This window comes from Microbacterium sp. NPDC060117 (assembly GCF_042729315.1).
GTDB lineage: Bacteria > Actinomycetota > Actinomycetes > Actinomycetales > Microbacteriaceae > Microbacterium.
The window spans coordinates 503974-525483 of sequence record NZ_JBHWXR010000002.1 but is presented as its reverse complement, the minus strand read 5'-3'; the positions used below and the strand labels follow the sequence as shown (position 1 = coordinate 525483).

Below are 21510 nucleotides of genomic sequence, written 5' to 3'. Positions count from 1 at the left end.
GCTCTTTACCTGTGCCTCCGGGCACGCGAAAACTACAGATGGGCGATTGGCGCAGTTGGTAGCGCGCTTCCTTCACACGGAAGAGGTCGTCGGTTCGAGTCCGGCATCGCCCACCACCGAAAGCCCCTGGGAGAACCCAGGGGCTTTCGCCGTTCCCGCGTCGCTCCGCGCTCTGGGCCCGGCGGTCTCGATGGGGCGATCCTCGGCGCTCGTGTAACCTCTGGGTTGCAGGAAGGTTCTCGCCGGCCATCCCGCGCGACACAGGAGGCATGTCCATGACGAGCACGACGCGCAACGAGGCATCGGTCGCGGACGACGAGTTCTACACGGTCACGCGCAGCATCTCGATCGCCGCCCCTGCGGAGAAGGTGTGGCGCGCGATCACCGAACCGGAGCATCTGTCGCGCTGGTTCGGGCTCGCCGTGCTGGATGCGGCAGGTGCCGGAACGATGACCTTCGACGGGCACGGCGCCGTCCCGATCCGCGTCGAGTCCGTCGATGCGCCGCGGTCGGTGTCGTACCGGTGGAGCAACGACAACGCGCTCGATCGACTGCCGGTCGAGCTCGATGAGGAGAACTCGACCGTGTTCCGCTTCACCCTCGAGCCGGAGGGGGAGGGCACCCGGCTCACGGTCGTCGAGTCGGGCTTCGAGAGGACCTCGGATCCGCTGTCGAACCTCGACAGTCATCGCCGCGGGTGGGATGCAGAGCTCGACAAGCTCATCGCCCTGTTCGGGGGTCTCGTATGACCTCGACCCTTGTCCCGGTCTTCGCTGCGCTGGGGGATGAGACGCGGTGGAGCATTCTCAGCGCCCTCGGCGACGGCGATGCCTCCGCGTCGGCTCTCGCCGAGCGGTTCCCGGTGTCTCGGCAGGCCATCGCCAAGCACCTGACTGTGCTCGCGGAAGTCGGCCTGGTCGAGCCCGTCCGGGCGGGGCGTGAGGTGCGCTACCACGTCGTCGGTGCGGAGCTCAGCGCGACCGCGCGCCGGCTCGATGCGATCGGGCGCCAGTGGGAGAGCCGGCTGACGACGATCAAGGAGATCGCCGAGGGGCTCTAGCCGCCGATACCTGCAATTCAACAGTTGCAGAACCCATCCCTGTTGTGCAACTCTAGGGTTGCACACAACATGAGATGGGAGGCGGCACAATGCTGCTCGAGAACAAGGTCGCCGTGATTCACGGCGGTGGCGGGTCGATCGGCGCGGCGGCGGCGCGAGTGTTCGCCCGGGAAGGGGCGAGGCTCTTCCTGGCCGGGCGATCGCTGAATCGACTCGAGGCTGCGGCATCGGCGGCCAGGGCCGAGGGGGCGGAGGTGTCCGTCGCCGTCGTCGACGCGATGGACCAGAATGCCGTCGATCGACACGCCGATGACGTCGGTGCGGAGGCCGGGCGCATCGACATCGCGCTCAACGCGGTCGGCTTCGACCACGTGCAGGGGCTGGCCATCGGCGATACGTCCCTCGAGGACTATCTGCACCCCGTCGTCGGCTACCTGCAGACGAACTTCGTGACCGCCAAAGCGGCGTCCCGCCACATGATCTCGCAGGGGAGTGGCGTCATCCTGACGATCTCCACGCCGGGCGCCCGCCTGACGGGGCGCGGACTGATCGGCAACGCGGCGCAGTCCGCGGGACTCGAGGGCTTCTCGCGCGCTCTGGCGGGCGAGCTCGGACCCGCGGGCGTGCGGGTCGTGTGCGTGCGCCCGCATGCCATCTCCGATGCGATGGAGACGTCCTACACCCGGGAGATGTTCGGCCGCATCGCGGCGGCCGGGGGCGTTCCGATGGGGGATTGGGTCGGCGGGCTCGCCGGGACGACGCTGCTCGGGCGCCTGCCACTGCTGGATGAGGTGGCGGAGTATCTTGCGTTCGCCGGCTCCGACCGCGCGTCCTCGATGACGGGTGCGATCGCGAATCTGTCGGCAGGGGCGCTCGTCGACTGAGTCGAGGTCGGGACAGGCCGATCCCGGAGGGCGCCCGGTTGCCGTCGCCCCTCCGGGATCCCGGCGGACACGCCCGAGAACGGGGCCCGGTTTGGCGAAGCCCCAAACCTCGGCTAATGTATTTCAAGTGCCCGGGACACCGGGGAAACACAAAACGCGGATGTAGCGCAGTTGGTAGCGCACAACCTTGCCAAGGTTGGGGTCGCGAGTTCGAGTCTCGTCATCCGCTCCAGTGCAGGAGCCCCTTCGGGGGCTTCGGCATGTGGGTTCGAATCCACATGGTGGCGTGGCCGAGAGGCTAGGCACCGGCCTGCAAAGCCGTTTACACGGGTTCGAATCCCGTCGCCACCTCGCTCTTCTCAACTGAATAGCCTGAACAGGCGCGATTGGCGCAGCGGTAGCGCGCTTCCCTGACACGGAAGAGGTCACTGGTTCGATCCCAGTATCGCGCACTCAAGAAAACCCCCGGTCTGCCGGGGGTTTTTGCATTCCCTCGGGGGTTTTATCCGGTGATCGCGCCGATGATCACTCGTATGGCGAGCGCCACCACGGCGACGCCCACGACCAGGTCGGTCCAGGTCGCGACCGCCTCCTGCGCGTTCTTGCCCTTCTTGGGCAGGTGCATGAGGCCGGCGATGAGAAGGAAGACGCCGCCGGCGAGCGCGGCGGGCAGCACCCACCCGGGGACAAGCGCGAGCAGCCCTGCCAGGCCCATCGCCGTGTTCGCGGCACCGAGCTCGCGCGTGAGCTGCTGCTCCTGCACGCTCGGCGCGGTCGAACCGAGAATCTGGGCTGTCTGCCCCTTGCCCGACATCTGCGCGATTCCGGCGGCGAGAAGGCGCGTGCCCACTCCCCAGAACGCCCACCACTTGCCGAACACCAGAATCGGATCCCCGCCGACCACGATCAGTTCGACGAGCCCGCTGACGAGCGGCAGGACGACGGTCTGGCCGATCACGATGATGAAGTAGGTCATGGCGACCTCCGATGCTCTGCGGACGCGGCGGACACTGCGGACCTCATCGTGCCAGCCGACAGGGCGCCGCACCAGAGGCCGACGCCGCGACCTAGTCTGGGCGCATGCGGAAGTCCCTTCTCCTGATGCTGTCGGTCGGCCCGGCCGCGGCGGGGATGGCGTTCCTGCTGTGGGGCGAGGCGGTCTCGGCATGCGCGAGCGTGCGAGGCCTCGAGAGGGGGCGGCCCGGTGGGCAGCGCGCCGTTCTCGTGCTGGGATACGGCAACCGAGGATCGCGGGCCAACGCCGTCAACCGCTATCGGGTGCGCGCGGGCCTGCGCACCCTGCGGAGCGCCCACGATGCCCTGATCTTCTCCGGCGGGGCGGTGCGGGGTCCGGAGCCGGAGGCGCGGATCCTGGCCCGGTACGCGGCCGCGAGGGGATATCGCGGGCGGATGCTCCTGGAGACCGAGAGCCGCTCGACCGAGGAGAACATCCGCAACTCGATCGTCCTGCTCGAAGACGCGGGGGAGATCGCCGTCGTCTCGAACGCGCTGCACGCCGAGCGGGCGCGGGAGCTGCTGCGCGCCGCGCGACCCGACCTGGCCGCCCGCCTCGTGCGCGCCGACGACTACCGCTTCGGGGAGATCCCGGTGATCAAGGCGATCGCGGCCGCGCTCGCGCTCGTCGAGCGCCGTCGGAGTCGGACGAGGACGGGCTCGCGCTAGGTTGGACGCTGCCCGTTCCGAGAGCGGGCACCACGGGCTTGGGGAGAGAGAGCATGACGAACGCGGTCGAACGGTACCGGCACGGCCTGAGCCCGATGCGCGGGCGCGCGCAGCACCAGGAGCACCGCGCCGCCACCCCGCTCGAAGCGCTGTACGACCTGGTCTTCGCAGCAGCCTTCGGCGTCGCGGGTGCGCAGCTCGCGGACGGCGTCGCGGTCGGCCACGGCGCCGCGGCGGTCGGCGCCTTCGCCTTCGCGGTCGCGGTCGCGGCGATCATCTGGGCCTGGATCAACTTCTCCTGGTTCGCCTCAGCGTTCGACACGGACGATTGGCTGTTCCGGATCTTCACCATGGTGCAGATGGCCGGCGTGATCGTGCTCGCGATCGGGCTGCCCGCCATGTTCGCATCGCTCGAGGATCACGGCGCCTTCGACAACCGGGTCATGGTGTCCGGCTACATCGTGATGAGGGTGGGGCTGCTCGCGCAATGGCTGCGCGCATCGCGCGATCCGGCCTACCGCCGACACGCGCTCACCTATGTGCTGTTCGTCGCCGTCGCGCAGATCGGCTGGATCATCGTGGCGTGGGCTCCGCTGCCCCTCGGCGCTGCCTTCGCGGCTGCGGCGGCGTGCTGGCTGATCGAGCTGGGCGGTCCGATCGTGGCCGAGCGCAAAGGCGAGGGCGAACGCCGGGGAACCCCCTGGCACGCGCACCATATCGCGGAACGGTACTCGCTGCTGACGATCATCGCGCTGGGCGAGACGGTGATCGGAACCCTCGCCGCCGCACAGGAGGTCTCGCACGAGCAGGGGTGGTCAGGGGACGCCGTGGTCGTGATCGGCGCGGGCGTGGGCTTGACCTTCGCGCTGTGGTGGTCGTACACGATGATGCCGTCGGGCCCGATCCTCGCCGTGCACCGCAAGCGGTCCTTCGTGTGGGGCTACGGGCACGCCTTCATCTTCGCGAGCGTCGCCGCGGTCGGCGCCGGACTGCACACCATCGGGTTCGCGTACCGGCATGAGGATCCGCTTGCGACGCCGGTCGTCATCTTGATGATCGCGATCCCGGTGATCGTCTTCATGGTGTCGATCTCGCTGCTGCACTCCTATCTGGTGCACTCCGTCATGAAGGGGCTCCCGCTGCACGCGATCGCGATGGTGCTGCCGCTGCTCGGAATCGTGCTGGCCTTCGTCGGGCTTCCGCTGTGGGCCTGCCTGCTCGTGGTGCTGGCCGGCCCCGTCTTCGTCGTGGTCGCCTACGAGGCCGGCGGGTGGAGGTTCGCCCAGCGGCACCTGGACGAGGCGCTGGGCCGCACCATGAGCGAGGCGCCGCACGCGTCGGCGTAGGATTCTCCTATGGACTTCGCCCGGCTGACGCACGCGACCGTGATCGCGGTCACCGGCACGCGAACTCTCAGGGCCTGAGCGGGCAGGGCGCCGACGCGCCCGAAGCTGAGCCGAGACCATCGCCAAACTGGAGAACTTCCTTTGTCTGAGAACCCCGCGTCCGCCCCTGAAATGCCGTCCTATCCGTGCGACGGCTTCGCGCTCTACGGCGCGAATGGACCCTTCAGCGACCGCTCCGTCGTCGCCATGCTCGTCAACGGGCAGCAGAAGGACCTCGCCGCCCTCGTGAACGAGGACGACGACGTCCAGCCCATCACCATCGAGAGCCCCGAGGGCCTCGCGATCCTGCGCCACTCCACGGCGCATGTGCTCGCCCAGGCGGTGCAGCGCATCAAGCCGCAGGCGAACCTCGGGATCGGCCCGCCCATCACCGACGGCTTCTACTACGACTTCGGGGTCGACACGCCCTTCACTCCGGAGGACGTCAAGGCGATCTCCAAGGAGATGCAGCGGATCCAGCGCGAGGGCCAGCGCTTCGTGCGTAGGGCCGTGAGCGACGACGAGGCTCGTGCCGAGCTCGCCGACGAGCCGTTCAAGCTCGAGCTCATCGGGCTGAAGGGCCCGGGTGCCGACAAGACGGAGGGCGCCTCCGTCGAGGTCGGCGAGGGCGAGCTCACCATCTACGACAACGTGGCCAAGGACGGCGAAGTGGTCTGGAAGGACCTCTGCCGCGGCCCGCACCTGCCGAACACTCGAATGATCGGCAACGGCTGGGACCTCACCCGGATCGCGGCGGCGTACTGGCGCGGATCCGAGAAGAACCCGCAGCTGCAGCGCATCTACGGCACCGCCTGGCCGACCAAGGACGAGCTGCGCGCGTACCAGCAGCGCCTCGAGGAGGCCGCCAAGCGCGACCACCGCCGCCTCGGCAAGGAACTCGACCTGTTCTCCTTCCCCGATGAGATCGGATCCGGCCTGTCGGTCTGGCACCCTCGCGGCGGCATCATCCGCGGCGAGATGGAGCAGCACGCGCGCAGGCGGCACATCGAGGGCGGGTACAACTACGTGTACACGCCGCACATCTCCAAGGAGGACCTGTTCCTCACCTCCAACCACCTCGTCACCTACCGTGACGGCATGTTCCCGCCGATCCGGATGGACGAGGAGCGCGACGAGGACGGGCACATCACGAAGCAGGGCCAGGACTACTACCTGAAGCCGATGAACTGCCCGATGCACATCCTGATCTACAAGGAGCGGGCACGCAGCTACCGGGATCTGCCGCTGCGCTTCGCCGAGAACGGCACCGTGTACCGGAACGAGCTCTCGGGCGCCCTGCACGGCCTCACCCGTGTGCGCGGCTTCACCCAGGACGACTCGCACCTGTTCGTCACGCCGGAACAGCTGGAGACCGAGGTCACCAAGGTCCTCGAGTTCATCCTGTCGATGCTGCGCGACTTCGGGCTCAGCGACTTCGAGCTCGAGCTGTCGATGCGCGACGACGAGAAGGACAAGTGGATCGGATCCGACGAGTTCTGGGAGTACTCGACGAATGCGCTGCGCAACGTCGCCCTGGCCTCCGGACTGAAGCTCACCGAGGTGCCCGGCGAGGCGGCCTTCTACGGTCCGAAGATCGACCTGAAGACCACCGACGCGATCGGCCGCGTGTGGCAGCTCTCCACGGTGCAGGTCGACCCGAACCTGCCGGAGCGGTTCGGGCTCGAGTTCACCGACAAGGACGGGCAGAAGAAGCGCCCGATCATGATCCATCGGGCGCTGTTCGGCTCGATCGAGCGCTTCTTCGCGATCCTGCTCGAGCACTACGCGGGCGACTTCCCGCTGTGGCTCTCGCCGGTGCAGGTCGTGGGGATCCCGGTCGCGGAGGCGTTCGCCGACTACCTCGACGATGCCGTCGCCGCCCTGCGCGCGGCAGGTGTGCGCGCCGAGGTCGACCATTCGGACGAGCGCATGCAGAAGAAGATCCGCAACCACACGACGGGCAAGGTTCCGCTGATCCTCATCGCGGGGGAGCAGGATCGCGCCGCGGGCACGGTGTCGTTCCGGTTCCGCGACGGCACCCAGGAGAACGGCGTTCCGCTCGCCGAGGCCGTCGACAGGGTGCGACGTGCGATCGAGGACCACGCGCTGATCCAGACTGCGGGCGACCTGGCATGAGCGACGTCGGGGACGCGGGCGTCGGGGCGCGGCTGGAAGACGCCGCGCACCTCGCCGGCGTCCCCGACGAGTTCCAGCGCCTCTGGGTGCCGCACCGGATGACGTACATCCAGGCGGGCCCGGAGCCGCTGCGCGAGGAGTGCCCGTTCTGCGAGGCGCCCAAGCATCCGGACGAGGAGCGGCTCATCGTCGCCCGCGGGCGCACCGCCTACGTGCTGCTCAACCTGTTCCCGTACAACTCGGGCCATCTGCTCGTCTGCCCGTACCGCCACATCGCGACGTACGACGAGGCGACCGCGGAGGAGGTCGCCGAGATCGGCGAGCTCACGCAGATCGCCATGCGGGTGCTGAAGGCGACCTCACGCTGCGACGGGTTCAACATCGGCATGAACCAGGGCGCCGTCGCCGGTGCCGGCGTCGACGCGCATCTGCATCAGCACGTGGTGCCGCGCTGGAACAGCGACGCCAACTTCTTCCCGATCATCGCGAAGACCAAGGCGCTGCCACAGCTTCTCGGCGACGTGCGCAACACTGTCGCCGCTGCCTGGCCCGCCTGATCGTCGTCAGCGCACCCGGCGGGCTTCGAACTGGAGCGGAGGGTTCGCGTAGAACTCCTGCGCCGGGACGAGCTGCAGCTCTCGCGCGCCCGACTCGAGCGTGAGACGGAGGAGTTCGTACACGCTGGACACCGTGCGCTCGAGCGCGACCTTCGCGTCTCCGGTCTCCACATAGTGCGCGGTGAACAGCGCAGCGGTGACATCACCGGATCCGTTCGCCTTCATCGGCAGGTGCGGCGTGGCCACGAGCCAGGCGCCCTTGTCGTCCACGGCGAGCATCTCGATCGTGCCCTCCTCGCGATCGGGGCGCTCGACGCTCGTGACGAGCACGGTGTTCGGCCCCATGGCGCGCGCCTTGTCGACCGAGGCCAGGGTGGATTCGAGGGTGTCGGGCTCGGTCTCCGTGAGGAAACCCAGCTCGAACTGGTTCGGGGTGATGATGTCGGCGACCGGGACGACCTTGTCGCGCAGCAGCACCGGGATCGCGGGGGCGACAAAACACCCCGACTTCGCGTTGCCCATCACCGGATCGCAGGCGTAGACGGCGTTCGGGTTGGCGGACTTCACGCGCGCCACGGCGTCGATGATCACGTCGCCGATGCCCTCGCCGCCCTGGTAGCCGCTCAGAACGGCGTCGACCTCGCCGAGGACACCGCGCTCCTCGATGCCGGTGATGACCTCGCGCACGTCGTCGGGCGCGATCAACGGTCCGCGCCAGGCGCCGTAGCCGGTGTGGTTGGAGAAGTTCACCGTGTAGACGGGGAGCACCTCGACTCCGATGCGCTGCAGCGGGAACACCGCCGCGGAGTTGCCGACATGGCCGTACGCGACGGCGGACTGGATCGAGAGCACGGTGAGCATCCTCCGATCCTCTCACCTGCCGCTGGCTGATCCGGTCACTGTCTCACCGATGTGAGACACCGATGCAGACAGCGTATGATCTGTCCTATGACAGAACTTGCACCCGAATCGACCACCGGAACCGGTCGCGTCAAGCGCGGCCTCGCCGAGATGCTCAAGGGCGGCGTCATCATGGACGTCGTCACTCCCGAGCAGGCGAAGATCGCCGAGGACGCCGGCGCCGTCGCCGTCATGGCCCTCGAGCGGGTGCCCGCCGACATCCGCGCCCAGGGCGGCGTGTCGCGCATGAGCGACCCCGACATGATCGACGGCATCATCTCCGCCGTCTCGATCCCGGTCATGGCCAAGGCTCGTATCGGCCATTTCGTCGAGGCGCAGGTGCTGCAGGAGCTCGGCGTCGACTACATCGACGAGTCCGAGGTGCTGTCCCCGGCCGACTACGTCAACCACATCGATAAGTGGGGCTTCACCGTGCCCTTCGTCTGCGGTGCGACCAACCTGGGCGAGGCCCTCCGCCGCATCACCGAGGGCGCCGCGATGATCCGCTCCAAGGGTGAGGCGGGCACCGGCGACGTCTCCGAGGCGATGAAGCACATCCGCACGATCCGCGGCGAGATCGCCCGCCTGACCACCCTGCCCAAGGACGAGCTGTACGTCGCCGCCAAGGAGCTGCAGGCGCCGTACGAGCTGGTCGCCGAGGTCGCCGCGAAGGGCGCGCTGCCGGTCGTCATGTTCGTGGCCGGCGGCGTGGCGACGCCCGCCGACGCCGCCATGATGATGCAGCTCGGCGCCGACGGCGTGTTCGTCGGATCCGGCATCTTCAAGTCCGGCGACCCGGCTGCCCGCGCCGCGGCGATCGTCAAGGCCACCGCCGCCTACGACGACCCCGCCGTGATCGCCCAGGTCTCCCGCGGTCTCGGCGAGGCCATGGTCGGCATCAATGTGTCCGACCTGCCCGCCCCGCACCGCCTCGCGGAGCGCGGCTGGTGACAGCACCCGTGCGGATCGGCGTGCTCGCGCTGCAGGGCGATGTGCGCGAGCACGCCGCGATCCTCACCTCGCTCGGGGCGGAGGCGGTCGCTGTCCGCCGCCCCGAGCAGCTGGAGGGGCTGGACGGGCTGGTGATCCCGGGCGGCGAGTCGAGTGTGATCGACAAGCTGTCCCGGATCTTCGGCGTGCGCGAGCCCCTGCGCGCGCTCATCGCCGACGGCCTGCCGGTCTACGGCACCTGTGCGGGGCTGATCCTGCTCGCGGATGAGATCGAGGGGGCGATCGACGGCCAGCTCACCTTCGGCGGTCTCGACGTCACCGTCGCCCGCAACGCGTTCGGCGGACAGGTGGAGTCGTTCGAGACCGAGCTGGCGATCGACGGCGTCGAGGGGCCGGTCGATGCCACGTTCATCCGCGCGCCGCTCATCACGCGAGTCGGCCCCCGGGCGACGGCGATCGCTGCGCTGCCCGACGGCGGAGTGGTGGCCGTGCAGCAGGGCAACCTGCTGGGCACGAGCTTCCATCCGGAGATGAACGGCGAGCCTCGTCTGCATGCGCGGTTCCTCGACCTGGTCGAGGCGAGGCGTGCCGCGCTCGCGTCGTAGAGGTGCGGTTCTGCGCCGTCCGTCTGTTCCCCGGGCGCGGATCTTCTAGAATGGACGATGCCCTGGCGGGATGAGCCCCGGGGCGGATACGAGCGGGAGACATATGTCCGGGCATTCCAAGTGGGCGACGACCAAGCACAAGAAGGCGGTCATCGACTCGCGCCGTGCGAAGTCGTGGGCCAAGCTCATCAAGAACATCGAGGTCGCGGCGAAGCTGGGCGGCCCCGACCTCCAGGGCAACCCGACCCTCTTCGATGCGGTCCTCAAGGCCAAGAAGACCTCGGTCCCGAAGGACAACATCGACCGTGCGATCAAGCGCGGCGCCGGCATCGGCGGCGAGTCTGTCGAGTACTCCTCGATCATGTACGAGGGCTACGGCGCGAACGGCGTCGCCCTCATGATCGAGTGTCTGACCGACAACAAGAACCGCGCCGCCGCGGAGGTGCGCACGGCGCTCAGCCGCAACGGTGGCACGCTCGCCGATCCCGGATCGGTCGCATACAACTTCACCCGCAAGGGCGTCATCGTCGTCGACGGCGAGAACACGACCGAGGACGACGTTATGATGGCGGCGCTCGAGGCCGGCGCCGAGGAGATCGAGCCGCACGCACAGGGCTTCGAGATCGTCACCGATGCGTCCGACCTGGTCGCGGTGCGCACCGCGCTGCAGGAGGCGGGCATCGAGTACGAGTCGGCGGACGTCGAGTTCGTGCCGAACCTCAAGGTCGAGATCGACGCCGAGGCGGCGCGCAAGATCTTCCGCCTCATCGACGCGCTCGAGGACAGCGACGACGTGCAGAACGTCTACGCCAACTTCGACCTCACGGCCGAGGTGCAGGCCGAGCTCGAGAACGACGAGTAAGCCCGAGCAGGACTCCTCGATGGCCGCGCCGCAGATCGTCCCGTACGATCCGGCGTGGCCATCGCTCGCTTCATCGTGGATCCTGCGGATCCGTGAGACGCTCATCCGTGCCGGGATCCCCGTGGCCGGCTTCGCGCACATCGGCTCGACCGCGGTGCCCGAGCTCGCGGCCAAACCGTATGTGGATCTCCAGGTTCTCGTGCCGGCGATCCCCGACGAAACCGTGGTCGATGCAGCGCTCGACCCGCTCCTGTTCGAGAGAGCGCGTGGATCCCGTCCCGACTCCCCGGGGGTCGACGTCGACATCCCGCGGCCCGGATCCGATCCGCGCCATCATGAGAAGCTGCTCTACTTCCGCGATCTGGACGGCGACGCCTCCCTGCGCGGGCTGATCCTGCACATCCGCCATGCGGACTCCTCGTTCGCCGGCTTCGTGGTGTCGTTCCGCGACTGGCTTCGTGCGAACCCGGCGGAACGCGCGGCGTACGAGCAGCTGAAGCGGTCCCTCGCCGCGGCTCACTCGGCCGCGCAGGACTACGACGACTACACCCGCGCGAAGAGCGCCTTCATGGATCATGCGCAGACGGCGATGGGGTGGCCTGATCCGGCCGGGCGCGGCTGACTCTCCCTCCTGGCCCGCTGTCCGGCTCCGCTACGGTGTCGTTGATCCGCCCGATGCTCGAAGGGACTGCCATGGCCGGTGAAGCGGAGTCTGCGGTGGTCGTGCCCGATCGCGACCCTTCGCGTGTGCACTGGATGGAGCTGTTCTTCGACCTGATCTTCGTGGCCCTGGTGTCGCAGCTGGCGCGCGGGCTGCATGAGGATCCGTCGAACTCCGCCCTGCTGCTGTTCACGGCGCTCTTCGCCTCGGTCTGGTGGTCCTGGGTCAATCTGACGTTCACCGTGAACGTGATGACGTGGCTCACCCGCAGACAGCTCGCCGTCGTGATGCTCGCCGCGATGGCCTCGGTCGGCGCCATCGCGGTCGCCGCGCCGGAGGCCGTGGGAGAGCGCTCCTGGCTGTTCGCCGCGGGCAACGCCGCGCTGCGGCTCGTCCTGCTCGGCCTGTGGATCGCTCTGTCGTGGGCGAACGGATCGGCGTCGCGCATCCGGCTGCTGGCCTACAACGGCGCGACCGCCGTGCTCTGGCTCATCTCGATCGCCGTGCCCGCGCCATGGCGATACGTGCTGTGGGGGTTCGTGATCGTCGTCGAAGTGGTGCTGCTGCTCACGAACAGTCGGAGCTGGCGTGTGCGGATGCTGCCGCGGATGAACGTCGAGCACATCTCGGAGCGCTTCGGCCTGCTCATCGTGATCGTGCTGGGGGAGTCGGTGCTCACGATCGTCACCGCGCTCAACGGCACCTGGACCCTCGCCTCAGGGGGAACAGCTGCGGCGAGCCTCGCCGTCGTCGCTCTGCTGGCCTGGTCCTTCTTCATGTACGGCACGGAGACGATGCGCACCGGACTCGAGCAGCTGCAGCGGGCCGGGCGCTATGGTGCGATCCGCGACACCGTCGGGTTCCTGCCGTTCCTCCTGGTCGTCGGTGTGACGGCGATCTCCAGTGCGCTGTCCGCGGGGATCGGGCACCCCGGGGAGGTTCTCGCCCCCGCATCCGTGATCTCGCTGTGCGGGGGTCTCGGGATCTTCTTCGCGACGAACGCGGTCGTATCACTGAGGCTGGGGCGCCCCTCCGCCGCGGTGCTGCGCTGGGCGGTCCCGGCGCTTCTGCTCATCATCGTGCCCACGATCGTCGCGGCGACCTCGCCCGCGGGGTACGCGATCCTGGCCGCATGCGGTGCACTCGCGGTGATCGTGCTGCTCACGGAACTCGGCAACCGCGCGCACCCGGCTTCCGCGCCGGCGCGGGAGGCATGACCGGCCGCGCGCCTGGGGCGCGGAGCCCCGGGGCGGCCATAACCTGAAGTCATGACGGGAGTGCGACGCGTGCTGGGCATCGACCCCGGCCTCACACGCTGCGGTGTCGGCGTCGTGGATGTCGACGCGATGCGCCGGGGCACGCTCGTGCACGTCGGGGTGATCCGCACACCTGTGGATGCGCCGATCGGCGAGCGGCTCGCGGCGGTCGCCGCCGGGATTCGCGCGGTGATCGCAGAGCACCACCCGGACGCAGTGGCTGTCGAGCGGGTCTTCGCCCAGCAGAACACGCACACCGTCATGGGCACGGCGCAGGCCAGCGGGGTGGCACTGCTCGTCGCCGCCGAGCACGGGCTCCCCGCCGCCACGCACACGCCGAGCGAGGTCAAGGCGGCCGTCACCGGGTACGGCTCCGCCGACAAGAAGCAGGTGCAGGCGATGATCGCGCGCATCCTGCGACTCGACGCACCGCCGCAGCCCGCCGACGCGGCCGACGCTCTCGCGATCGCGCTCTGCCACGCATGGCGCGGCGCGGGGCATGCAGGGGGAGCGTCCCAGGGCTCGGATGCCCAGACCCCGGCGCAGAAGGCATGGGCTGACGCGGAGCGTGTCGCTCGAACATACCTACGAGCACGTGCGTAGACTGCTCTCATGATCTCCTCCCTGCGTGGCACCGTGCTGTCCGCGACCACGGATTCCGTCATCGTCGAGGTCGGGGGAGTGGGCTTCTCGGTCGCCGTGCCCGGCGACGTCGCGCACACCGCGCGGGTCGGTCACGAGCTGCGCCTGCACACGTCGCTGATCGTGCGGGAGGACGCTCTGTCGCTGTACGGGTTCGCGGATCCGGCCGAGCTCGACGTGTTCGGTCATCTGCTGTCGGTGACGGGTGTGGGGCCGAAGTCGGCGCTGGGCGTGCTCTCGCACCTCTCCGTCGACCAGATCGCGACGGCGGTCGCCGCCGACGACGACGCGCCCTTCCGACGCGTCTCCGGCATCGGACCGAAGACGGCGAAGCTCATCGTCCTGCAGCTCACCGGCAAGCTGCAGGCGCCGGTCATCGCCCCGGCCGCCGCATCCGTCCCCGACGAGATCGGCTCGCAGTTGATCGCCGCCCTCATCGGCCTCGGCTGGTCCGAGCGCGTCGCCGCCGAGGCCGCCGAGCGGAGCACCATCGAGGCGAGCGAGACCGAACGCGGATCCGTCGCGCTGCTGCTGCGCCGCACGCTCGCGACCCTCGGACCCGCTCAGGGCGGAGCCGCCCGTGGTTGAGTTCCACGACTCCGGCGAGGCCGTCGACGAGGCCGAGCTCGCGATCGAGGGCGCGCTGCGCCCGGCGAGCCTGGACGAGTTCGTCGGCCAGCACAAGGTGCGCGGGCAGATGAAGCTCCTGCTCGAGGCGGCGCGGATCCAGGACCGGGCGGCGGACCACATCCTGCTGTCCGGCCCTCCGGGACTGGGCAAGACGACCCTGGCGATGATCGTGGCGCACGAGAGCGGACGCCCGCTGCGCATGTCGAGCGGTCCCGCCATCCAGCACGCCGGCGACCTCGCCGCGCTGCTGTCGAGCCTGACCCCGGGCGAGGTGCTGTTCATCGACGAGATTCACCGGATGGCGCGATCCGCGGAGGAGATGCTCTATCTCGCGATGGAGGACTTCCGCATCGACATCATGGTCGGCAAGGGCGCCGGTGCCACGAGCATCCCGCTCGAGCTCGCCCCGTTCACGCTGGTGGGGGCCACCACGCGCTCGGGGCTGCTGCCCAACCCGCTGCGTGACCGCTTCGGCTTCACGGCGCATCTGGAGTACTACGAGGCGGATGAGCTCGAGCGGGTCGTCGAGCGCTCCGCCATCGTCCTCGGAGTCGGCGTGCCCGCCGTGGCGCGGGCGGAGATCGGCCGGCGCTCACGAGGCACTCCGCGCATCGCCAACCGCCTGCTGCGGCGCGTGCGCGACTACGCCCTCGTCCACGGCGGGGGATCCTCGGCGTCCGTCGAGGACGTGAGGGCGGCTCTCGAGCTCTACGACGTCGACCGGATCGGTCTCGATCGCCTCGACCGTGCGGTGCTGGACGCGATCGTGCGGCGCTTCCGCGGAGGTCCCGTGGGCCTCAGCACCCTCGCCGTCTCGGTGGGCGAGGAGGCGGACACCATCGAGAGCGTCGTCGAGCCCTACCTCGTCCGGATCGGCTTCCTCGGCCGCACACCGCGCGGGCGCATCGCGATGCCGGAGGCGTACGCGCATCTCGGCGTCGCGCACCCCGAGGGGGTCGCGTTGTTCGATGACCTATAATCGCTGGAGACTTTCACCATCCCCTCCCTTCCGCGCCCCACTGTTGGCGCGCGCCCCGAAAGGCTCCTCCTCGCATGAATCTCGCGACGTTCTTCTCGCAGTACGGCCTCTTCTTCGTCCTGGCCATCCTGCTCGTCTTCATGGTGTTCAGCACCCGCCGCCGCAACAAGCGCATGAAGGAGGAGCAGGAGAAGAAGGCCACGCAGACTGTTCCCGGAGCCAAGGTGCTGCTGCAGGGCGGCCTCTACGGCACGATTGTCGAGTTCGACCCGGAGAACCTGGACCGCCCCGCCAAGGTGGAGATCGCGCCCGGCGTGGTCATCGAGGTGCACTCGCAGGCGATCCTGCGGGTCGTGGACGAGGAGCAGGCCGCTCCGGTCGCGGAAGAGGCCCACACGCCTCTCGATGAGCAGACCCCGCTGGATGAGCAGACGCCGCTCGACGAGCGCGCCAAGGACATCCGCATCGAGTCGGCCGAGGAGACCCGCGCCCGCCTGGAGCGCGAGGCCGACGACAAGAACTGACGCGGTCCGCGCGCAGCGCAGGACCTCCCTCCGGACAGACCGTCCCCCTCAGAAAGCGAAGAACCTTCGTGGCATCGTCTTCTCCCGTCAAGCACGCCTGGCGGGTCCTGCTCGGCCTGCTCATCGCCATCGGCGTGCTCTTCGGCCTGAACGCCCTCGGCGTCTACGGCTTCGGCAAGAGCTCCTGGTCGCCCCAGCTGGCCCTGGACCTGCAGGGCGGCACGCAGATCATCCTCAGCGCGCAGACGGCGGACGGCAAGGATCCCAACGCCGAACAGCTCGATCAGGCGGCGCAGATCATCCGGCAGCGCGTGGACGCGTCGGGCGTCGGGGAATCCGACATCACCACGGAGGGCGGCCGCAACATCGTCGTCCAGATCGCCGGCAAGGCGGACGAGGCGACCCGCAACCGCATCCAGGCGAGCGCCAAGATGGAGCTGCGCCCGGTACTCGCCGCGACGGCGCCCTCGACGTCGTTCGTGGGCGATGACGGCAAGTCGACGCCGTACCCGACCCCCGCACCGGATCTCGCTTCCACCCCCTCGCCCTCGCCCACCGATGGCAGCGACATGTCCTGGGTGACGCCGAAGCTGCAGGCCGAGTTCCTCGCGTACGACTGCAAGACCAAGCGCGACACTGCCGCGCTGCCTGCCGACGAACCGCTCATCGCCTGCGACAGCAGCGGCCAGGCCAAGTATCTGCTCGGCCCGGTGGCGCTCGACGGCACGTCGATCAAGGACGCCGTCGCCGGCCTGAACCAGCAGACCGCACAGTGGGAGGTCAACCTGACCTTCGACGGCAAGGGCACCGACGCGTTCGGCAAGGTCAGCCAGCGCCTCTACGCGTTCACGCAGCAGAACCAGACGCCGCGCAACCAGTTCGCCTTCGTGCTGGACGGATCCGTCATCTCCGCACCGAGCATGAACGGCGTCATCCTCGACGGTCGTCCCTCGATCAGCGGCTCGTTCACGCAGGAGACGGCCAAGAGCCTCGCCGACCAGCTCAAGTTCGGCGCCCTGCCGCTGAGCTTCACCGTGCAGAGCTCCGACACCATCTCGGCGACACTCGGATCCCAGCAGCTCCAGATCGGCCTCATCGCCGGCCTCATCGGCCTCGGGCTCGTCGCCATCTACTCGCTGCTCAGCTACCGCGCGCTCGGATTCGTGATCATCGCATCGATCGGCGTGATGGCCGTCATCACCTACGTGCTGATCTGCATCCTGGGCTGGCGGATGGGCTTCCGACTTTCCCTGGCGGGCGTGGCCGGTCTGATCGTGTCGATCGGATTCACGGCCGACTCGTTCATCGTCTATTTCGAACGAATAAGAGACGAACTGCGCGACGGCAAGTCCATCACCGGCGCGGTCGAGGACGGCTGGAGCCGCGCCAAGCGCACGATCTACATCTCCAAGTCGATCAACATCCTCGCCGCCGTGGTGCTCTACATCCTCGCGGACGCGACGGTGAAGGGCTTCGCGTTCACCCTGGGTCTGACCACCATCATCGACGTGCTGATCTTCGTGGTGTTTACGCACCCGGTGATGCAGATCCTCGCCCGCACGCGCTTCTTCGGCAATGGTCATCCGCTGTCGGGCATGGATCCCGAGGCCCTCGGCGCCGTCTACCGCGGACGGACCGAGTACCGTGCCGTGGCCCCCGCGTCCCAGGGCAAGGCGGCCCGTGCCGGCCGCTCCCGGGGTGAGGCCGAGCGGCGTCAGACCATCGCCGAACGAAAGCGCGCGGAGGCCCTCGCCGCCGCGGACCAGGGCGCGAGCAGGAACGGGGAGAACGACTGATGCGCTCCATGAACGAGTTCGGCAACGACCTCTACTCCGGCAAGACCTCCTTCCCGTTCGTCGGGAGGCGGCGACTCTGGTTCATCATCGCGATCCTGCTCGTGGTGGGCTCGGCCCTGGTGCCGCTCTTCCGCCCGGTGCAGTTCTCGATCGAGTTCACCGGTGGATCCCAGTTCACGGTGGAGGCTCCGGCCAACCGCAACCAGGACATCGCGACGACCGCGGTGCGCTCGGTGCTGCCGAACGTCACCACGAAGGTGACCACCGTCAACAACCGCGACATCCGGGTGCAGACGGCCCAGCTCAAGAACGAGCAGGAGAGCCACGACGTGGCGGCCGCCCTCGCGAAGGCATACGACGTCCCGGTGGACAAGGTGAACACGTCGTTCATCGGCCCGAGCTGGGGCGAGGGCGTGACCCGGCAGTCGCTCTGGGGTCTGGCGATCTTCCTCGCGCTGACATTCCTGATCCTCGCGATCTACTTCCGCACCTGGAAGATGTCGGCGGCGTCCATCCTCGGCCTGCTCGACGTGCTGGTCATCACGGTCGGCGTGTACGCGCTGGCAGGATTCGAGATCTCCCCGGCGGCCGTGATCGGCTTCCTCACGATCCTCGCGTACTCGCTGTACGACACCACGGTCGTGTTCGACAAGATCCGTGAGAACACGACCGAGGAGGGCGCCAAGTCCTCCCGGACGTTCGGCGAGGCGGTGAACCTCGCGGTGAACCAGACGCTCATCCGATCGATCAACACCGCCGTCATCGCGGCGCTGCCGGTCGGCGCGATCCTGTTCATCGGCGCGTTCTGGCTGGGCGCGCAGACCCTGACCGACATCTCGCTTTCGATCTTCGTCGGGATCATCGTCGCCGCGTACTCGACGCTGTTCGTCGCGGCGCCGCTGTACTCCCTGTTCCGCGAGAACGAGCCGGCTATTCGCGAGCACGACAAGCGCGTGCTCGCGGCCCGGGAACGCGCGACGGTCACCGCGGTGGAGGTCTGAGCCTCGATGCGTCCGGCCGTCCCGGGCACTTGTAGGATGATCTGCCTGGAGGTCCGATGAGCGAGGTCGGCACGACGCCCGGGGCGCCGGCGCAGGGATCGAGTCTGCGACGACTCGTACCCCGGATCTTCTCGCGCGCGCCCCGGATCAACGACCTCGACAACCTCATCCGCACGGTGCGGCAGAACCATCCGCGTGGCGATCTCGCGATCATCGAGCGCGCCTACGCAGTCGCCGCGGAGAAGCACCAGGGGCAGAAGCGCCAGAGCGGCGAGCCGTACATCACGCACCCGCTGGCCGTGGCGCAGATCCTCGCCGATCTCGGGCTCGGACCGCGCGCCATCGCGGCCGCGCTGCTGCACGACACCGTCGAGGACACGGGTTACGCACTCACCGAACTGACCGCGACGTTCGGCGACGAGGTCGCGATGCTCGTCGACGGCGTCACCAAGCTCGACAAGGTCAAGTACGGCGACAGTGCGCAGGCCGAGACGGTCCGCAAGATGATCGTCGCGATGTCGAAGGACATCCGGGTACTCATCATCAAGCTCGCGGATCGCCTGCACAACGCCCGCACCTGGGGCTTCGTGCCACCGGAGAAGGCGGCGAAGAAGGCCACCGAGACGCTCGAGATCTATGCGCCCCTCGCGCACCGGCTCGGAATCCAGGCGATCAAGTCGGAGCTCGAGGATCTGTCCTTCGCGGTCCTGCATCCGAAGATCTACGCCGAGATCGACAGTCTCATCAAGCAGCGCACGCCGCAGCGCGAGAAGTACATCCACGAGGTGGTCGACGCGGTCGAGAGCGACCTGCGCGACCTGCGTGTGCGCGGCAAGGTCGCCGGCCGGCCGAAGCAGCTCTACTCCGTCTACCAGAAGATGGTGGTGCGCGGTCGCGAGTTCGACGACATCTACGACCTCATCGGCATCCGCGTGCTCGTCGGCACGGTGCGCGACTGCTACGCGGTGCTGGGCGCGATCCACGCGCGGTGGACGCCGTTGCCCGGCCGGTTCAAGGACTACATCGCCACCCCGAAGTTCAACCTGTACCAGTCGCTGCACACCACGGTGATCGGCCCCGGCGGCCGCACCGTCGAGATCCAGATCCGCACGCACGAGATGCACCAGCAGGCCGAGTTCGGCGTCGCTGCGCACTGGATGTACAAGGAGCGGATGAACGGCGGGGGCAAGGGGTCCACCGCCGACGCCGACATGACCTGGCTCGCGCACATCTCCGACTGGCAGGCCGAGACCGCCGACCCCAGCGAGTTCCTGGACTCGCTGCGCTTCGAGATCGGTGCGAAGGAGGTCTACGTCTTCACGCCGAAGGGGCGCGTGATCGGACTGCCCTCCGGTGCGACGCCGGTGGACTTCGCCTACGCGGTGCACACGGAGATCGGTCACCGCACGATGGGCGCCAAGGTCAACGGCCGCCTCGTGCCGCTGGAGACCGCGCTGAACAGCGGCGATGTGGTCGAGGTGTTCACGTCGAAGAACCCCGACGCCGGGCCCAGCCAGGACTGGCTGACGTTCGTGAAGAGCACCCGCGCGCGCAACAAGATCCGCGGCTGGTTCACGAAGGAGCGCCGCGAGGAGGCCATCGAGCAGGGCAAGGAGGCCATCGCGCGCGCGATGCGCCGACAGAACCTGCCGCTGCAGCGGCTGATGAGCCAGGAGTCGTTCACCGAGGTCGCGCACCAGCTGCGCTACGAGGACGTCTCGGCGCTGTACGCGGCGGTCGGTGAGGGGCACGTCTCCACGCAGTCCGTGCTGGAGAAGGTCACCGCGCTCATCTCCACCACCGAGGACACGTCGACGGGCGCGATCGACATCCCTGCACACGGTCGCAGCCGGGCTCCGCGCGAGGGCGACTCCGGAGTGCTGGTGCGCGGTGCGGCCGACATCCTGGTGAAGCTCGCGAAGTGCTGCACACCGGTGCCGGGCGACGAGATCGTGGGGTTCGTCACGCGGGGGAGCGGCGTGTCGGTGCATCGCTCGGACTGCGTGAACGTCAAGGCGCTCTCGGTCGAGAAGGATCGGATGGTGGACGTCGAGTGGGCGCCCACCACCCGCAGCGTGTTCCTCGTGCAGATCCAGGTGGAGGCGCTGGACCGTTCGGGTCTGCTGTCCGACGTCACCCGGGTCCTCAGCGAGCACCACGTCAACATCCTCTCCGCGACCGTGCAGACCACCAACGACCGTCTGGCGCTCAGCCGCTTCGTGTTCGAGATGGGCGACACCGTTCATCTGGACCGGGTGCTCAACGCGGTGCGACGGATCGACGCCGTCTACGACGTCTATCGCGTCACCTCCTCCTGACGGCGGACGCCGCGTCGCGAGGCGCGTCCCCGTCCTCAGCGGGACGCCCGTCCGCACCGTGGCCGGCGAGGAACCGCGCGACGCGGTGATAGCCGGGACCGTGGTGCAGCTGTGCCAGCCGGGCGGCGGCGCGCGGGATGAGTGCCGGATCCGTGAGCGCCAGCAGTCGTGCCCAGTCATGCCGTTCCGGCACCGTCGCGGGCCAGCGCAGCAGATCGATGAGCGTGCGCTCGGGCGTGGTCACGGCGATGCCGCCGAGGTGCTGCACGTCGGAAGGATCCAGCACCGGATCGTGCACGATGATCCGGCGGGTCGTCGGCGCGCGCAGCCGGTGGCCGGTCGCGCTCTGCAGCTCATGCGGATCCGGCGGGGCATCGCTCGCACCATGGATCCATGCCGCCGTCATGCCGGCGAACGCCGCATCGCGCATTCCTGCGACGAGGGGGATCAGCGAAGCCGCACGGAGGGCCGCCGTCTCCACGAGGTCCGCCGGCGCATAGCCCTCGCCGAGCTCGACCACATCCCCGTCCAGACGTGCCGCGGCGAGCTCCGGCAGGGAGAGCCGGGCTCCGGGAACGTGAAGGAACGTGTCGCGCATGCCTCCAGTGTGCGACAGACGCCACAGGGCGGGGATCCGGAGATCCCCGCCCTGTGGACAACTCCGGCGATCCGGAGTGCGT

22 protein-coding genes and 4 tRNA genes are annotated in these 21510 nt (G+C 68.8%); 23 read left to right on the top strand and 3 right to left on the bottom strand.

The genetic code is table 11. The features are described from left to right. Positions 1-40: 40 nt before the first annotated feature. The 7 genes from ACFWCK_RS08690 (at position 41) to ACFWCK_RS08660 (ending at position 2396) form a co-directional block, all read left to right on the top strand. Positions 41-116, top strand: a tRNA-Val gene (locus tag ACFWCK_RS08690). Positions 117-275: 159 nt separating this feature from the next. Continuing rightward, a complete protein-coding gene (locus ACFWCK_RS08685) occupies positions 276-749 on the top strand; it encodes an SRPBCC domain-containing protein (RefSeq protein ID WP_378805460.1) in 474 nt (157 codons plus the stop codon). Next, positions 746-1060, top strand: a complete 315-nt coding sequence (locus ACFWCK_RS08680; protein WP_233310056.1) for a helix-turn-helix transcriptional regulator — start codon at positions 746-748, stop codon at positions 1058-1060. Before ACFWCK_RS08685 ends, ACFWCK_RS08680 begins: the two co-directional genes overlap by 4 nt. 89 nt (positions 1061-1149) lie before the next feature. After that, positions 1150-1944, top strand: a complete 795-nt coding sequence (locus ACFWCK_RS08675) for an SDR family NAD(P)-dependent oxidoreductase (protein WP_378805459.1) — start codon at positions 1150-1152, stop codon at positions 1942-1944. 156 nt (positions 1945-2100) lie between these two features. Continuing rightward, a tRNA-Gly gene (locus ACFWCK_RS08670) sits at positions 2101-2176 on the top strand. Between the two features lie 48 nt (positions 2177-2224). Then, positions 2225-2295: transfer RNA gene (locus tag ACFWCK_RS08665), tRNA-Cys, on the top strand. A gap of 29 nt (positions 2296-2324) precedes the next feature. After that, positions 2325-2396, top strand: a tRNA-Val gene (locus ACFWCK_RS08660). 50 nt (positions 2397-2446) lie between these two features. On the opposite strand, the gene ACFWCK_RS08655 is transcribed toward ACFWCK_RS08660, so the two are convergent. Further along, a complete protein-coding gene (locus tag ACFWCK_RS08655) occupies positions 2447-2920 on the bottom strand; it encodes a hypothetical protein (protein ID WP_378805458.1) in 474 nt (157 codons plus the stop codon). A 104-nt stretch (positions 2921-3024) separates the two neighbouring features. On the opposite strand from ACFWCK_RS08655, the gene ACFWCK_RS08650 reads away from it, so the two are divergent. From ACFWCK_RS08650 to ACFWCK_RS08635, 4 genes are all read left to right on the top strand, one after another. Beyond that, positions 3025-3627: a YdcF family protein gene (locus tag ACFWCK_RS08650; RefSeq protein WP_378805457.1), complete on the top strand. Its 603-nt coding sequence runs from the start codon at positions 3025-3027 to the stop codon at positions 3625-3627. A 53-nt stretch (positions 3628-3680) separates the two neighbouring features. Next, positions 3681-4973, top strand: coding sequence for a low temperature requirement protein A (locus tag ACFWCK_RS08645; protein WP_378805456.1), 1293 nt, complete (start codon positions 3681-3683; stop codon positions 4971-4973). Positions 4974-5144: 171 nt separating this feature from the next. Then, entirely contained in the window at positions 5145-7148 is a 2004-nt protein-coding gene (gene thrS / locus ACFWCK_RS08640; protein WP_378805455.1) for a threonine--tRNA ligase, read from the top strand. Next, positions 7145-7705, top strand: a complete 561-nt coding sequence (locus ACFWCK_RS08635) for an HIT domain-containing protein (RefSeq protein ID WP_233310061.1) — start codon at positions 7145-7147, stop codon at positions 7703-7705. The genes thrS and ACFWCK_RS08635 overlap by 4 nt, the downstream gene beginning before the upstream one ends. 6 nt (positions 7706-7711) lie before the next feature. Here ACFWCK_RS08635 and pdxY read toward each other — a convergent pair whose 3' ends face one another. Beyond that, the gene (gene pdxY, locus ACFWCK_RS08630; protein ID WP_233310062.1) at positions 7712-8566 is read right to left on the bottom strand and encodes a pyridoxal kinase PdxY; all 855 of its coding nucleotides are present in this window, start codon (positions 8564-8566) and stop codon (positions 7712-7714) included. An 87-nt stretch (positions 8567-8653) separates the two neighbouring features. Between pdxY and pdxS the strand changes: the two genes are divergently transcribed. The 12 genes from pdxS (at position 8654) to ACFWCK_RS08570 (ending at position 20830) form a co-directional block, all read left to right on the top strand. Then, positions 8654-9556, top strand: a complete 903-nt coding sequence (gene pdxS / locus ACFWCK_RS08625; protein ID WP_233310063.1) for a pyridoxal 5'-phosphate synthase lyase subunit PdxS — start codon at positions 8654-8656, stop codon at positions 9554-9556. After that, positions 9553-10161, top strand: a complete 609-nt coding sequence (pdxT, locus tag ACFWCK_RS08620; RefSeq protein ID WP_233310064.1) for a pyridoxal 5'-phosphate synthase glutaminase subunit PdxT — start codon at positions 9553-9555, stop codon at positions 10159-10161. Before pdxS ends, pdxT begins: the two co-directional genes overlap by 4 nt. 103 nt (positions 10162-10264) lie before the next feature. Continuing rightward, positions 10265-11023 carry a YebC/PmpR family DNA-binding transcriptional regulator gene (locus ACFWCK_RS08615; RefSeq protein ID WP_233310065.1) on the top strand — a complete coding sequence of 253 codons (759 nt, stop codon included), beginning with the start codon at positions 10265-10267 and terminating at the stop codon, positions 11021-11023. A 19-nt stretch (positions 11024-11042) separates the two neighbouring features. Further along, positions 11043-11645 (top strand): GrpB family protein, encoded by a 603-nt coding sequence (locus ACFWCK_RS08610; RefSeq protein WP_378805454.1) that lies wholly within the window; start codon positions 11043-11045, stop codon positions 11643-11645. 71 nt (positions 11646-11716) lie between these two features. After that, positions 11717-12901 (top strand): low temperature requirement protein A, encoded by a 1185-nt coding sequence (locus ACFWCK_RS08605; RefSeq protein ID WP_378805453.1) that lies wholly within the window; start codon positions 11717-11719, stop codon positions 12899-12901. A 51-nt stretch (positions 12902-12952) separates the two neighbouring features. Next, positions 12953-13543, top strand: a complete 591-nt coding sequence (gene ruvC / locus ACFWCK_RS08600; RefSeq protein ID WP_378805452.1) for a crossover junction endodeoxyribonuclease RuvC — start codon at positions 12953-12955, stop codon at positions 13541-13543. 9 nt (positions 13544-13552) lie between these two features. Further along, positions 13553-14170: a Holliday junction branch migration protein RuvA gene (gene ruvA, locus ACFWCK_RS08595; protein WP_233310069.1), complete on the top strand. Its 618-nt coding sequence runs from the start codon at positions 13553-13555 to the stop codon at positions 14168-14170. Continuing rightward, positions 14163-15191 carry a Holliday junction branch migration DNA helicase RuvB gene (gene ruvB, locus ACFWCK_RS08590; RefSeq protein ID WP_378805451.1) on the top strand — a complete coding sequence of 343 codons (1029 nt, stop codon included), beginning with the start codon at positions 14163-14165 and terminating at the stop codon, positions 15189-15191. The genes ruvA and ruvB overlap by 8 nt, the downstream gene beginning before the upstream one ends. Before the next feature lie 74 nt (positions 15192-15265). Then, positions 15266-15715: a preprotein translocase subunit YajC gene (gene yajC, locus ACFWCK_RS08585; protein WP_378805450.1), complete on the top strand. Its 450-nt coding sequence runs from the start codon at positions 15266-15268 to the stop codon at positions 15713-15715. Positions 15716-15783: 68 nt separating this feature from the next. After that, positions 15784-17511 (top strand): protein translocase subunit SecD, encoded by a 1728-nt coding sequence (gene secD / locus ACFWCK_RS08580; protein WP_233310072.1) that lies wholly within the window; start codon positions 15784-15786, stop codon positions 17509-17511. Next, the gene (gene secF / locus ACFWCK_RS08575; protein ID WP_233310073.1) at positions 17511-18512 is read left to right on the top strand and encodes a protein translocase subunit SecF; all 1002 of its coding nucleotides are present in this window, start codon (positions 17511-17513) and stop codon (positions 18510-18512) included. The genes secD and secF overlap by 1 nt, the downstream gene beginning before the upstream one ends. A gap of 56 nt (positions 18513-18568) precedes the next feature. Continuing rightward, positions 18569-20830 (top strand): RelA/SpoT family protein, encoded by a 2262-nt coding sequence (locus ACFWCK_RS08570; RefSeq protein ID WP_378805449.1) that lies wholly within the window; start codon positions 18569-18571, stop codon positions 20828-20830. Here the strand turns inward: ACFWCK_RS08570 and ACFWCK_RS08565 are convergent. Then, positions 20817-21428 carry a type IV toxin-antitoxin system AbiEi family antitoxin gene (locus ACFWCK_RS08565; RefSeq protein ID WP_378805448.1) on the bottom strand — a complete coding sequence of 204 codons (612 nt, stop codon included), beginning with the start codon at positions 21426-21428 and terminating at the stop codon, positions 20817-20819. The genes ACFWCK_RS08570 and ACFWCK_RS08565 overlap by 14 nt on opposite strands. Positions 21429-21510: the final 82 nt, after the last annotated feature.